At 64.1% G+C, this 12701-nt stretch carries 10 protein-coding genes; 3 read left to right on the top strand and 7 right to left on the bottom strand.

The window, feature by feature from the left end; translation table 11 throughout:
* Window positions 1-64 precede the first annotated feature (64 nt).
* The 7 genes from AB0N65_RS17865 to AB0N65_RS17835 all read right to left on the bottom strand — a co-directional run bounded on the left by AB0N65_RS17865 (window position 65) and on the right by AB0N65_RS17835 (window position 9449).
* Window positions 65-1825, bottom strand: a complete 1761-nt coding sequence (locus AB0N65_RS17865) for a hydantoinase B/oxoprolinase family protein (protein WP_364164648.1) — start codon at window positions 1823-1825, stop codon at window positions 65-67.
* Window positions 1826-1827: 2 nt separating this feature from the next.
* Window positions 1828-3918 (bottom strand): hydantoinase/oxoprolinase family protein, encoded by a 2091-nt coding sequence (locus AB0N65_RS17860; protein ID WP_364164645.1) that lies wholly within the window; start codon window positions 3916-3918, stop codon window positions 1828-1830.
* Window positions 3919-3952: 34 nt separating this feature from the next.
* Window positions 3953-4852, bottom strand: coding sequence for a fumarylacetoacetate hydrolase family protein (locus AB0N65_RS17855; protein WP_364164642.1), 900 nt, complete (start codon window positions 4850-4852; stop codon window positions 3953-3955).
* A 2-nt stretch (window positions 4853-4854) separates the two neighbouring features.
* Window positions 4855-6189: an aminotransferase class III-fold pyridoxal phosphate-dependent enzyme gene (locus AB0N65_RS17850; protein ID WP_364164639.1), complete on the bottom strand. Its 1335-nt coding sequence runs from the start codon at window positions 6187-6189 to the stop codon at window positions 4855-4857.
* A gap of 36 nt (window positions 6190-6225) precedes the next feature.
* Window positions 6226-7173, bottom strand: coding sequence for a C-terminal binding protein (locus AB0N65_RS17845; protein WP_364164636.1), 948 nt, complete (start codon window positions 7171-7173; stop codon window positions 6226-6228).
* 220 nt (window positions 7174-7393) lie between these two features.
* Window positions 7394-9193, bottom strand: a complete 1800-nt coding sequence (locus AB0N65_RS17840) for a helix-turn-helix domain-containing protein (protein ID WP_364164633.1) — start codon at window positions 9191-9193, stop codon at window positions 7394-7396.
* A gap of 34 nt (window positions 9194-9227) precedes the next feature.
* A complete protein-coding gene (locus tag AB0N65_RS17835; protein WP_364164630.1) occupies window positions 9228-9449 on the bottom strand; it encodes a hypothetical protein in 222 nt (73 codons plus the stop codon).
* A 130-nt stretch (window positions 9450-9579) separates the two neighbouring features.
* Between AB0N65_RS17835 and AB0N65_RS17830 the strand changes: the two genes are divergently transcribed.
* From AB0N65_RS17830 to AB0N65_RS17820, 3 genes are all read left to right on the top strand, one after another.
* The gene (locus AB0N65_RS17830; RefSeq protein ID WP_364164627.1) at window positions 9580-10227 is read left to right on the top strand and encodes a TetR/AcrR family transcriptional regulator; all 648 of its coding nucleotides are present in this window, start codon (window positions 9580-9582) and stop codon (window positions 10225-10227) included.
* A 234-nt stretch (window positions 10228-10461) separates the two neighbouring features.
* The gene (locus tag AB0N65_RS17825; RefSeq protein ID WP_364164624.1) at window positions 10462-11661 is read left to right on the top strand and encodes an aminotransferase class I/II-fold pyridoxal phosphate-dependent enzyme; all 1200 of its coding nucleotides are present in this window, start codon (window positions 10462-10464) and stop codon (window positions 11659-11661) included.
* Complete coding sequence (locus AB0N65_RS17820; RefSeq protein ID WP_364164621.1) at window positions 11658-12617, top strand: D-glycerate dehydrogenase; 960 nt, start codon at window positions 11658-11660, stop codon at window positions 12615-12617. The genes AB0N65_RS17825 and AB0N65_RS17820 overlap by 4 nt, the downstream gene beginning before the upstream one ends.
* Window positions 12618-12701 lie beyond the last annotated feature (84 nt).

Genomic DNA, 12701 nt, shown 5'->3' with positions numbered 1-12701 from the left:
ATTGTTGGAACATCCCGGGGCGAGAATACCTCGCCCCGGGATGAGTTGCGATGGCTAGTGGAAGCTAGCCGGCCAGGCGCTCTTGGCGGGCTTTCGCCGTGGCTGCTTCGTCCACGGCACCGTTGGTGATGACCACGCCGTAGTCGGCGGCCGCAGCCTCGACCGTGACCCGGGACTCGCGGTAGTCGTCGAGCACAGCCAGGACGTCGCGCTCCAGCGGGTCGCCGTAGCCGCCACCACCGGGCGTGATGGATACGACCTTCTCGCCTGCCTGCAGGTCGTAGCGGCCGACTACCGGGATCTCACGGCGTTCGCCGGTCTTGAGGTCTTCCACCCAGGTGGAAGGCTCGGCGCCGTCGTGACCGCCACGGACACCCTTCGGCGGGTTGATTTTGCCTTCGATGCCGTAGGTGAGGGTGACGCTCTCGCCACGGGGTTCCATGGTGACGCGCGTGGCGAGCCCACCGCGCTGGCGACCGGCTCCGCCGGAGTCGGCAACCAAGGTGCGTTCGTGGACCAGGATCGGGTACCGCTGCTCATCCACTTCCACGCTGTCGTGGTAGAGGAGCGCGCCGCACACGGGGCGCTGATAGGTGGGCCAGCCATCGACGTACGGGGTGGCCGGACCGCCGACGCCGCCTACAAGGATCTGGTTCACATAGGCGTTGCCGTTACGTTCGTCGGTACCTGAGATGACCGACTTGGCGGGCGCCTGACCGGCGGCGCCTTCAGCGGTGCCGTATCCGTCGTCGATCTGGGAGAAAGCGGCCTGGACGATGTTGACGACCCGGTCTGCAAGGTTGGTGGTTCCCGATGAGCATGAGTACGGGTGCTTGGGAACACCAACGGCGCAGCCGTCGCGCAGCAGCACCTCCACGCGGCGGAAGGTTCCGGCGTTGCTCGGCAGGTTCTCCGGGATGCCGGAGAGGATGCCGGCCAGTGCGGCACCCGTGGCTGTTGCCTTGGTGAGGTTCAGGCCGTTGGGCAGGTTGTCCGGGTTGTCGCGCAGGTCAATGACGATCTTGCCCTGCTTGGGCTTCACCTCGAGGGTTGCCTGCAGGTGCACGCCGTCCGGGCCTGTACCGGGGAAGGGATCGTGGGAGGAGGTGCCGTGGAGGACGTACTCCGGCAACGTTTCGATTGCGCTGGCGGTGAGGCGTTCGGAGTAGTCGAACCAAGCGTCCACGAAGTCCACCAGGTCATCCACGCCGAACTTCTCGGCGAGTTCGTGGATGCGTCGCTCGGCGATGCGCGAGGCACCGACGGAGGCCAGGTAGTCGCCGTACCACTGGTCGGGCACACGGATGCGGGACCGGCACATGCGGATGATGTCGTCGATGTCTGTGTAGTCGCGCTGGATCCGCACGCACGGGAAGATCAGTGCACCTTCCTCGTACACATCCCGGGCGGTGGCGAAGAACGTGGTGGGAAGCGAATTGCCGCAGTCGGCCTGGTGGGCCTTGGTCACGGCAGTGAAAAGGTGGCGGCCCTGGATGAAGATCGGCACCAGGATCACGTGGTCCGCAGCATGGGAGTTGCCCATGTAGGGGTCGTTGTGCAGGAACGCGTCGCCTTCCTTGATGTCTTTGTGCAGCTCAACCATGTCCTCGCCCAGCGGGCCTGCACCGAAGACGTGCACCGGGACACCTTCGGCAGCGGCAAGGAGCTGGTTGTCCGCGGTCAGCACGGCACAGGAGAAGTCGCGCGCCGTGTTGATGACGGATGAGCGGGCGGAGCGGAGCAGGCCGCTGGTCATCTCGCGGACAATGCCGTCGAATGCGTTGGCAAGTACCGAGAGCTTTACGGGATCGAATTCGCGGGTCACGGTTACGCCTCCTTACGGGTGAGGTAGATGTTGGATCGTTCATCGAGCGTGGCGTCCCACTCCGGGGGCACGACGATGGTGGTGGTGGGCTGGTCTATGACGGCCGGACCGACGATCTTGTCGCGTGGAGCGAGTGTGACGCCACGGTAGCGCTGGGTACTGAAGGGTTCGCCGCCGAAGACGATGTCATCGGTGCGGTGGATTTCAGCGGTGCCGGAGACTGCGGTCTCGTCCTTGGTGTGTTCCGGCCGCGGGATCTCCACCCGGACGCCCCAGGTGATGATTTCCACACGGCTGTCGGGATCGTGTGTGCCGTTGCGGCGGTCGTGCTCTTCGTGGAACGCACGCTCGATGATTCCGGCCGCGTCACCGGAAGTGTCAGGTGCGGCGTCCAGGTAGACCCGCAGGTCCCAGGCCTGGCCCGGGTAGCGGGCATCCACGAAGTAGGTGACGTTGGGCTCCTCCCCAACACCGTCGAAGCGCTTGGCGAAGACCTCGGCCTTGGCCGTCAGGTCCTGCACCGCCCGGGAGGCCGAACCGGCGTCGAAACTGCGCGTGTCGTTGTGCAGCGGCGAGAGGAACTCCGTAGCAATGGGAGCACGGTGGGCGCCGTAGGCGGCCAGCACACCCGCGGTCGCAGGAATCAGGACGGTGTCGGCTTCAAGCAGGACGCCGATCGCGGCCGCGACCATGGCGCCGGCGCCACCGCCGGCAACAATCAAGGCACCGCGAGGGTCCACGCCCTGTTCCAGCGAAGCCTGGCGGATGGCCGTGGCCATGTGGTTCGCCGAAACGTCCAGGATGGCCTGAGCTGCTTGCAAAGTGCCCATGTTGAGGGGTCCGGCGATCCGGGTATCGATGGCCCGGACTGCAGCCTCGCGGTCCAGCGTGAACCCGCCCTCGAAGCCATCGGCATCAAGGTAGCCCAGTGCCACGCAGGCATCGGTGACCGTCGGTTCTTCGCCGCCGCGGCCATAGGCTGCCGGACCGGGAGTGCTGCGGGCGCTTTGCGGACCCACACGAAGCAAGCCGCCGCCGTCGATCCATGCGATGCTGCCGCCGCCGGCGCCGATGCTGGACACCGCAACGGAGGACAGGCCGGTGAGGTGCCCTACGAAAGGCTCCCCCAGCCAGGCCTCGCGGGTGTGGCGGACAACGCCTTCTTCAACCAGGGATACGTCGAACGTGGTGCCGCCCATGTCGCAGACAACCACCGTGTCGCGATCCGGAGCGGCAGCCGCGCCTACCAGCGGTGCCATGGACGGTCCGGAGTTCAGCAGCAGGACCGGACGGTCCAGGACATCGACGACGTCGAGCACGGCACCTTCGGAGGTGACCACCAGGAGGTCGCCGGCGAAGCCGTACTCCTGGAGGTCCGAGCGGAGCTTGCCAAGGTGGTCGGCCATCAGCGGCTTCAGGGAAGCGTCGATCGAAGCCGCCGACGAACGGCGGTATTCGCGGATGGTGGGGTTGGCCTCGTTTGAGAGCGTGTAGGGGACGCCGGGCAGGATCTCCCGGATGAGCTCCGCAACCCGCTTTTCATGCGCGTCGTTGATGATCGACCACAGGAAGGAGACTGCAACAGCTTCGATGCCCTGTTCCTTGAAGGAACCCAGGACGTTGCGGACCTGCTCTTCGTCGAGCTGGACAAGCACATCGCCCTCTGCGGACATGCGCTCCGTAATCTCGAACGTCAGGTGGCGCGGGATGTAAGGCGGCGGGTAGGCAGCCTTGGAATCGAAGGCGTCACGGCGGCCACCTTCGCGGAGCAGCAGGGTGTCCGCGAAACCTTCGGTGGTCAGCAGTGCGGTCTTGGCCACCTTGCCGGTGAGCACTGCGTTGGTTGCGTGGGTGGTGCCGTAAACAATGACGTCTGCGTTGCGCAGAACATCGTCGCCGCTCCACCCGACGGATTCCGCCGCACGGCGGACGGAGGCTTCGAAGCCGGTGAACACGCGATCGTAGGTGGTCAGCGCCTTGCCCACGGCCATGTCGCCGTTGTTGGAGTCGACCACGACGTCGGTAAACGTACCGCCGGTGTCCACCGCGATGCGGTACCTGGCCTCATCTGGTTGTGTCTGTACTTCACTCATGGGTCTTCATTACTTTCGTTGAGCTTGCAGGGAATTAGAGCTGGGGTTTGCCCACCGTGTTGCGGAGCAGCCCGACCTTTTCGATCTCGATTTCCACCGTGTCCCCCGGCTCCAGCCAGACCGGCGGATTCCGCTTGGCACCGATGCCTTGCGGGGTTCCCGTGGCAATGACGTCGCCCGGTTCGAGCGTGAGGAAGCTCGAGAGGTAGGAGACGATCCGGGCGATGGGGAAGATCTGGTAGCTCGTGTTGGAGCGCTGTACTTCAATGCCATTCACGCGCGTGGCCAGGTCCAGGGTTTGGGGATCGCCGACTTCATCCAAGGTGACCAACGCAGGACCCCACGGGGTTGAACCGTCAACAGCCTTGCCCGCCAGCCACTGCGTTCCGCGATATTGAAGGTCCCGTGCTGTGACGTCGTTCAGCGGAGCGAGCGCGGCGACATAGTCCAGTGCTTCCTCCTCCGTGACCTCACTGGCCTTCCGCCCGATGACCACGGCCAGTTCACCCTCGAAGTCGAGGTTTTCGCTGACTTTCGCCCCGCCGATCTCGTCCTCGGGACCCACCATGGTGGACGCGAACTTGGCGAAGACGTCCGGGTACTCAGGGAAAGCACGGCCGGTTTCTGCCACGTGGTCCTTGTAATTCAGCCCGATGCAGAGCACTTTGGACGGGTTAGGCACGGGTGTGGTCAGGCGGATATCGGCCCGTGCACCCACGTGGGCTTCGGGGTCCTGGCCGGCCAGCGTGCTGATCTCGGCCGAAATCGCTCCGATCCGGTCGCCGTAGAGCGCAAGGAATTCGCGGACGGACGTGGTTGCACCGTGCACGGCCTCCTTCGAGCTTTGAAGGAGAAGTTCCAGGTCATAGACCTCGCCTTCGATCAGGACGCCGCCCCGAATATCGGATTCGTGTTCATAGGAAACGATCTTCATGGTTACTTGCCGCCTTCCGTTGCGGGAGCCTGGGCAGCCGTTGCAGGAGCCTGCGCAGCCTTTGCGGGAGCCTGCGCGGCGACCGCCAGCACAGCATCGGCCAGGCGGTCCGCGATGTCTCCCACCACTTTCTCGTCCATGGGTGTGGAGAGGGACAGCAGGTTGGCAGGAGATCCGAGCAGCCCCCGTTCGTACGACGCCCACCACAACTGGTGTTGGATGTGCTCGTCCACCTTCTCCGCTCCGGCAGGAACCGCGCGGAGCAGCGAACCCCGGCCGCGGATCTCCCAGCCAGCGTCGGCAATCCTGGAGTTGACGGTGTCCCTTGCGGAATCTCCCAGGTGGTTCAGCCGCTTTACTTCCTCCTGCGAGTAGAGGCGCAGCGCAACTGCACCCGCGGCCATGCTGACGGGATTCCCCGAGAAGGTACCGCCATGCGGCAGGCTACCCGGCCGGGTCGGGTCCACCTCGGCCATGAGTTCGGCCTTCCCGCAGACCGCGCCCACGGGGAAACCGCCACCGATGAGCTTGCCGGTTGTCAGCAGATCCGGGGCAACCCCGTATTCGCCGCTGAAGCCGTTGTAGCCAAGACGCAGGCTGATCACTTCGTCGATGATCAGGACAATCCCGTACCGGGTGGCGAGTTCCCGGGCCGTCCGGACGAATTCCTCGTTGATGGTGAGGAGGCCTGCACGGTTGGGCAGGAGGTCCAGGATGATGGCGGCGTAGGCGTCCGGAGCGGATTCGACCGCCTGGCGCAGGAATTCGACGTCGTTCAGCGGCACCGCAGTGACGTCGTCGATGACGCCGCGGGTGACGCCGCGCTGGTAGGACGGTCCTCCCGGGACCAGGGCCACCTCCGACGTTCCGTGGTAACCGCCTTTGGTGACGATAACGCGCTCACGGCCGGTGCTGGCACGGGCGATGCGGATCGCAGACATAACGGCTTCGGTGCCGGAGTTCGCGAAACGGACTTGGTCAAGGTCGGGCAGACGGGACAGCAGCAGCTCTGCCAGGTCCCACTCATAGAGGTTCGGAATGCCCCAGCTCGCGCCGGAGGTGAGTGCCTTGGTTGCGGCCTCGGTAATTTCGGGGTGTGCGTTCCCGTGGATCAGGGAGGTGAAGTTGTTGTTCGCGTCAATCAGTTCGCGGCCGCGGTCATCCCACACCCGGTAACCCTCGCCCTTGATGGCGTAGGGGCTCGGCGCTCCCGTGTAGTAGGTTGACCGCCCGTAACCGCCTGGCAGCAACGGGAAACCGCGAGGGCCGCGGCGCAGATGCGGGTCCTCCGCAGGACTTAGCTGTGCAGGGTCTTGCAGATGGTTGGTTGTTCCCAATTCGAGTTCTCCAGTCTTCTCAGTTCTCAAGTCTTTTCAGTTCACGAGGTCGATGAGCGGCTGGCCGGTCAGCGCAAGGCGGACCCGCTCCACAGCGCCGTCCTGCAGGGCTCCCGTTGACCGGTTGGAACGCCACGCGATGTGCGGAGTGAGGATGGTGTTGGGTGCTGAGCGCAGGGGGTGTTCGGCGGCCAGCGGTTCCTGCGCGAACGTGTCGATGCCGGCGCCGGCGATGTGCCCCGACGCCAGGGCCTCGGCGAGCGCGGCTTCGTCAATGAGGCCACCGCGCGACACGTTGACTACCACTGCGCCCTTGCGCATCCGGGCCAGAACGTCTGCTGAGACGAGGTTCGCCGTCTCGTCGTTCAGCGGCAGGTGCAGCGAAACGACGTCGGAGTTTTCCAAAATGTCTTCCAGGTCGGTCAGCTCCACGAAGCTTTCGGTGACGAACGGATCGTAGGCCCGGACACGGGCGCCGACGGCCTGGTACATCCTCGCCACGTGCTGGCCGATGCGCCCCATGCCAAGGACACCGACTTCAAGCTCGGACAGTACCGGGGTGTCGTAGCCGATGGTTCCGGCCCAGCCGAGGTCGCGGATCGAAGCGTTGCCGGCCGGTAACCGCCGGGCCAAGGCAAGGCCCATGGCGAATGCGTGAGAGGCAACTTCCTCCGAAGCTGTTCCCGGGACGATTGAGACGGGAATTCCGGCTTGGGTGGCTGCGGCAACGTCGATGTTGTCGTAGCCGATTCCGTACCTGATGACCGCCTGGCATTTGGACATCACCGGGAAGTCAGCGGCGGTGAGTTTCGCGTAGGGGGTGATCATCACAATGTCGGCCTCGGGAAGTGCCTTGCGGAACGCTTCCGCGTCCGCCGCCGGGTTGAGTGCGTAGCCGAACTCCTCGGCGAGCGCGTGCTCGCGGTCGAGGTTCGGAAAGTGATGGGGGGCCACAAGAATGGTTCCCTGGGCATCGCGGGTCATAGTCGTCGTCCTGTTCGTGTCGTACCCCCGTCCTCTGCCAAGCAGTTCCTGGGAGGGTGCCGGTGTCCGGGTGATTTCAAGTAGAACGCGATACAGGAAGTGCCATCCGTGCCAGATCGAGACACCCGCGCGGGACACTGTCCCACGCATCAGGAAACGGGATCCGGCACCCCAAAGCAGCCGGCCACCATGGTGGCCGGCTGCTTCACTTCGTATGGAACTAGAGGTCGAATCCCCGGCTACGGAAGTAGTCCATCCGGCGGTAGAGGGTGGATCGGCCGATTTGGAGGGTTTCTGCCGCAAGGCTGCGGTTGCCGTTGGCTTCCTGGAGCGCGGTACGGAGTTCGCTGAGTTCGGCGTCTTCCAGTCGTGACAGGCGGCCCTTGGTCAGAACCCGGTGGAAGCCCTGCGGAAGATCATCCATCGTCACTTCGGCGCCGTCTGCCCGTTCAACGGCATTGGACACCACTGCCCGCAGCTGATCGATGTTCCTGGGCCAGTCGGCATGCGTGAGTGTGGTGATCAGCCGACGGGACAGCCTGCGGTCCCCCAGTTCCTCCGCTATGGCGTTGGCGAGTTGCGGGATGTCTTCCCTCCTGTTGCGCAGGGGTGCCACGGAGATTTCCAGGACGTCGAACGCTTCGGAGAGAAGCAGTGTGGCATCGGTGGGACGCGTGATGGTGAAGACCACCTTGGTGGACGAGTTGCCCCGGAGGTTGGACGTCAGCTCGGCCGCCTCGTTTTGGGAGAGCTCGTCCGCGTGCTCAACGATCAGTGTTGATGGCAGATCAGTGGATACGCGGTGAATGATGTCCCGGAGTTGGGGACTCCTCAGTGCACCGCTCCTGGCATCTACCACCATCTCCGACCCACGCAAGGCGGCGATGGCTCCAGCCAGTCGGCGCTTCCCACTGCCCAGCTCACCGAGCACTACCACGGAGCGATCCTGGTCAACGGCTTTTCGGGCCAGATTCAGGGTTCGCTTGAATTCCGTGCTCGTCCCGTCCAGGTGCTTCATCAGACGGTCCGCGGTGTCCGGCAACGATAACTCCGGCTTCAGTGGCAAAGTCCGGACTTCAGAGGTGCGCTCCTTGGCAGGCTGGTGTGGCCGGACGACAACGACCGCCCCGACGTTGGCTGCCGACAGGGTGACTGGTGAGACTTCAAGGGTTGAGACACCGGGGCCCTGCAGCGAAACCTCGCAGTTCATTTCCCGGCCGGAGGACATCACGGCTTTGGCATACCCGGAAATGATCGAGAAATCGCTGTCCTCCAAAGATGCCGTTGCCGAGGCATTCAGGAGGGAGTTCTTGCCATCGAACGCTATGACAGCACGGTTCCCCCTGCGGCGGGAGACCCTCAAGTACTCGCTGAGCAGCGCCCGTTCCCTGGAGGACGTCCGCACCTCGATATCGCGTTCGATCCGCGAGGCGACGCCCTCAAGCATCAGTAGCGTGGAGGAGGGTTCCAGCGTGGAAACCCGGTTGGCGGGGAGCGTCAGCCCTATGACGGCCCTGACCCTGTTGTGGAATGGGTCCCGGACCAGTGAAGCAAAGCACCAGTTCCCCCGCATGTCCTCGCGGAAGTGCTCTTCCGGGGCGAGCCAAACCCCGCGGCCCTCTTCCAGCGCGAGGCCTTCACCGTTGCTGCCGCAGCTTTCTTCCAGGAGTGAATAGCCCGCGGGGAAGCCGTCGTCCCGCAGGAAGTTCGCTTTGACCAAGACTCCGTTGGGCGCAGTCAGGCTTACGTATCCGCCCAGGTCTGCAGCTACCTCATCCAGTTTCTGCAGATGCGGACCTGCTGCGTGGATGGTGTACTCGTCAACGCGTCCCTCATCGAAAAATCCTCGATCTGCCACGGCGTCAACACCGGCGGCCCGGCTTCTGTACCAGGAACGCGCCACGATGGGCCGGATCCCGGTCAGGTCGGCGTGGGGTTGCATCAGGAAGAGTTCGCGCACACGGTCTGTTTGGCGCAGGGATTCATGCGGCCAAGGGGAAAGCACTTCTGCGGAGGCCATGATGGATGGTTCTTTCTGGAGGATCCTGGAAAATCTAGGAGACGACGGCGGTACCACCGCGGCGGGAGGCGAACCACTTGCTTCGCCGGCTTTGGCCGACGGGCTTGAAAGCCTGCTGCGCCTGCCAGTTGTCCTTGCGGGCTGCGTCGTCTTCCAGCGCCCTGGCGCTGATATAGGCCGCAACCATGCCCGAGAGTCCACTGCCAAGGATGATGTTGTTACCGCTGGTCCCCCGACCCGAATCTTCGGCGTTCATGATCCGCCCCTTCCTGCTCAAGGCACTCGTATGGCGGAACCAACTGGTGCTGCTTCGCGCCTCTTTCAGAGTACCTAACTAATGGTCGTTAGCCAAGGGTTTTTTGTAGGTTTCCTGTTAGGGTCAAACCATGAGCAGCACGTCCTACAAGGAAGCCCGCGACACCTTCGCTCAGCGCATGGAAGAGTGGGATTGGGCAGGCCAAAAGGCCTCGCGCCAGCACATCCTCGAGGCGTTCCTGGAGCTTGCCATTGCCAATGGCTTCAATTCTGTTTCGATGCGGACCATCGCCAACGCAGTAAGCATCAAACCGCCCAGCCTCTACTCGCATTTTCCGGGCGGCAGGGACGAGATCGTGGCGGAATCGCTGCGCTGGCACTTCCACCGCTTCGGAGTGGCACTCCTGGAAGCCGTTGACCACGCGCAGTCTGCCGGGGAATTCTGGGATTGCATGGTCAGGCTCCACTTCACGCGGCAGGTGCGGCTGCCGGAAAGCAATCTTTGGGACCTGCTGGTTGCCACGGACAGGATGGCGAACGTCCTCCCCCGCGAACTCCGCGCACAGGTTGACGACTGGGTTGACCTGCATCAGCAGATGTACGTTGCCGCCGCAGTGGACATGGGAATTCCCCAGGCGGAGGAACGGGTCAAAGTGGTCATGACATTACTGGAAGGGGCCACCCGGTGGGCGTCACCCGAGTCCAATGACGCCGAACTGGAAGCGCTGACGGACCGCGCAGTCCTGCTGTCACGCACCTTGCTTGAGGTGGATTTTTAGCCTTAGCAGGGCCTGTCGATCGGCCGGATTCCGAGGGCGCGATCGCCCGGGCGGCGTAGGCCCGTTTCCCCGACGACGTCGGGCATCTTCCGTCATTGACGCGCTCAGCGCTGTCCACTGGTTCACATCGCTGAAACTTCAGACGCCGATCATCTTCCGAACTCTAATATATTAGTCTTATACTAGAGCTGGTAAGCAGATCGATTGTGTACTCGACGAGGAGTTAATCAGCACATGCAGAAACTCGCACACCGGCTCGAACGCCTGGGAACGGAAACTGCTTTCAGCGTCGCGCAGGCCGCGGCTGCCTGGAAGGCGAAGGGGAACCTGGTGTATCCCTTCCATCTTGGCGACATCAATATCCCCACGGCCCCGCACATCGTTGAGGCAATGAACAAGGCCATCGCCGACGGCTACACGGGCTACTGCCCGGGCCCGGGCATTCCCCAACTCCGGGAAGCCCTGGCAGAGGACCTGGGATCACGGCGTGGCATCGAGTTCTCCCCCGAGAACGTCGTTGTCATGACCGGCGGCAAGCCCGTGATCACCAAGTTCCTTCAGGCGGTGATGAACCCGCGCCAGGAAGTGCTCTACCCCAACCCCGGATTCCCGATCTACGAGTCGCAGATCGAATACCTTGGCGGCACCGCTGTTCCGTACCGCTACGTGCCCACGTCCAAGGGCTTCGCGATTGACCTGGACCAGGTCCGGGCGTCCATTACCCCCAACACTGCAGCCATCATCTACAACGACCTGCAGAACCCCATTTCCGCCGAGTCCACTGCGGCCGAGCGTGAGGCGATCGCCCAGATCGCGATCGAGCACGACCTCTGGGTACTTTCCGATGAGGCCTACTTCGAGACCCGTTACGAGGGCGTCTCCAGCTCCATCGCCTCCCTGCCCGGCATGGCCGAGCGCACGGTGATCCTGTACACGTTCAGCAAGAAGTTCGCCATGACCGGGTCCCGCCTGGGCTGTGCTGTTGCCCCGCGCGAGATCGCCCAGGTCCTGTCCACCCTGAACACCAACGACGAGTCTTGCACCACCCACTACGTCCAGTGGGCAGGCATCGAAGCGCTCCGCGGACCGCAGGAACCGGTCCAGCAGATGCTCGACATCCTCAAGGGCCGCCGCGACGCCGCCTGCGAGATCGTCAACGCGATCCCGGGCATGAGCGTGGCTGTTCCGCAGTCCACCTTCTACCTGTTCCCCGACGTAACGGAAGCCATGCAGCGTCTGGGTTACACCGCCGTCGGCGATTTTGCCTCCGACGCCCTCTACAAGACCGGTGTGTCCTTCTGTACCCGCGAACACTTCGGCCGCCGCCTGCCGGGCGAAGACCGGCAGTACATCCGCTTGGCCTACTCCGGCATCGAGGCCGACGCCATCCGTGAAGGCCTGGGCCGCCTGCGTGAATGGATCGAAACCGCATGAGCCGCGTAGTCGTCACGGGACGCATCCCCGAAGCCGCACTCGAAAAGCTCCGCGCTTCCCACGACGTTGACGCCTGGGAAGGTTCCGAATCAATCAGCCGCGAAGAACTCCTCCGCCGCATGGCCGGAGCCGACGCGATCGTCAGCCTCCTCACCGAACGCGTCGACGCCGAACTGCTCGACGCCGCCGGCCCACAGCTGAAGGTCGTGGCGAACGTCGCCGTCGGCTACGACAACATCGACGTTCCCGCCTGCACCGAACGCGGCATCACCGCCACCAACACTCCCGGAGTGCTCACCGAAGCCACCGCGGACATCGCCTTCGGACTTATCCTCATGGCAACCCGGCGCCTCGGCGAGGGCGAACGCCTCATCCGCGCCGGCCAGGCGTGGAAGTGGGGCATGTTCTTCCTGCTCGGCTCGAGCCTGCAAGGCAAGACCCTCGGCGTGGTGGGCATGGGCGGCATCGGTCAGGCCACGGCACGCCGCGCCAAGGCCTTCGGCATGGAGATCGTCTACCAGTCCCGCAGTGAAATCGATCCCGCCATCGCCGCGGAACTGGGCGCCCGCAGGGTTGAACTCGACGAACTGCTGGCCGTCTCCGACGTCGTATCGCTCCACTGCCCGTACGGGCCGAACACGCATCATCTGATCGGCGCCGAACAACTCGCAGCTATGAAGGACACCGCATACCTGGTCAACACCGCCCGCGGACCCATCGTTGACGAAGCCGCGCTGGCGCTGGCTTTGCGCGAGGGACAGATCGCCGGTGCAGGCTTGGACGTCTTCGAGCAAGAACCCAAGGTCCACCCCTGGCTGCTTGAGCTCGAGAACGTGGCACTCGTGCCCCACCTGGGCTCCGCCACTGTGGAAACACGCACCGCAATGGCAGTACTTGCAGCGGACAACGCCCTCGCCGTGCTCGGCGGTCAGCAGCCGCCAACGCCGATCAACTAAAAGTCGGACCCAGAGTCGGCGGGTGGGCAGTCCGTACAACACCGTGCTCAGCAAACCCTGGGGGAGTTCCACCACGAAGGGAAC

The organism is Paenarthrobacter sp. NPDC089322, assembly GCF_040684895.1.
GTDB lineage: Bacteria > Actinomycetota > Actinomycetes > Actinomycetales > Micrococcaceae > Arthrobacter.
This window is presented reverse-complemented; position numbering and strand designations above follow the sequence as displayed.

What these genes read in the sequence shown, in the direction of transcription:
- AB0N65_RS17860 (WP_364164645.1), bottom strand. Translation starts at nt 3,918, where the DNA reads ATGAGTGAAGTACAGACACAACCAGATGAGGCCAGGTACCGCATCGCG.
- AB0N65_RS17855 (WP_364164642.1), bottom strand. Translation starts at nt 4,852, where the DNA reads ATGAAGATCGTTTCCTATGAACACGAATCCGATATTCGGGGCGGCGTC.
- AB0N65_RS17845 (WP_364164636.1), bottom strand. Translation starts at nt 7,173, where the DNA reads ATGACCCGCGATGCCCAGGGAACCATTCTTGTGGCCCCCCATCACTTT.
- AB0N65_RS17840 (WP_364164633.1), bottom strand. Translation starts at nt 9,193, where the DNA reads ATGGCCTCCGCAGAAGTGCTTTCCCCTTGGCCGCATGAATCCCTGCGC.
- AB0N65_RS17835 (WP_364164630.1), bottom strand. Translation starts at nt 9,449, where the DNA reads ATGAACGCCGAAGATTCGGGTCGGGGGACCAGCGGTAACAACATCATC.
- AB0N65_RS17830 (WP_364164627.1), top strand. Translation starts at nt 9,580, where the DNA reads ATGAGCAGCACGTCCTACAAGGAAGCCCGCGACACCTTCGCTCAGCGC.
- AB0N65_RS17825 (WP_364164624.1), top strand. Translation starts at nt 10,462, where the DNA reads ATGCAGAAACTCGCACACCGGCTCGAACGCCTGGGAACGGAAACTGCT.
- AB0N65_RS17820 (WP_364164621.1), top strand. Translation starts at nt 11,658, where the DNA reads ATGAGCCGCGTAGTCGTCACGGGACGCATCCCCGAAGCCGCACTCGAA.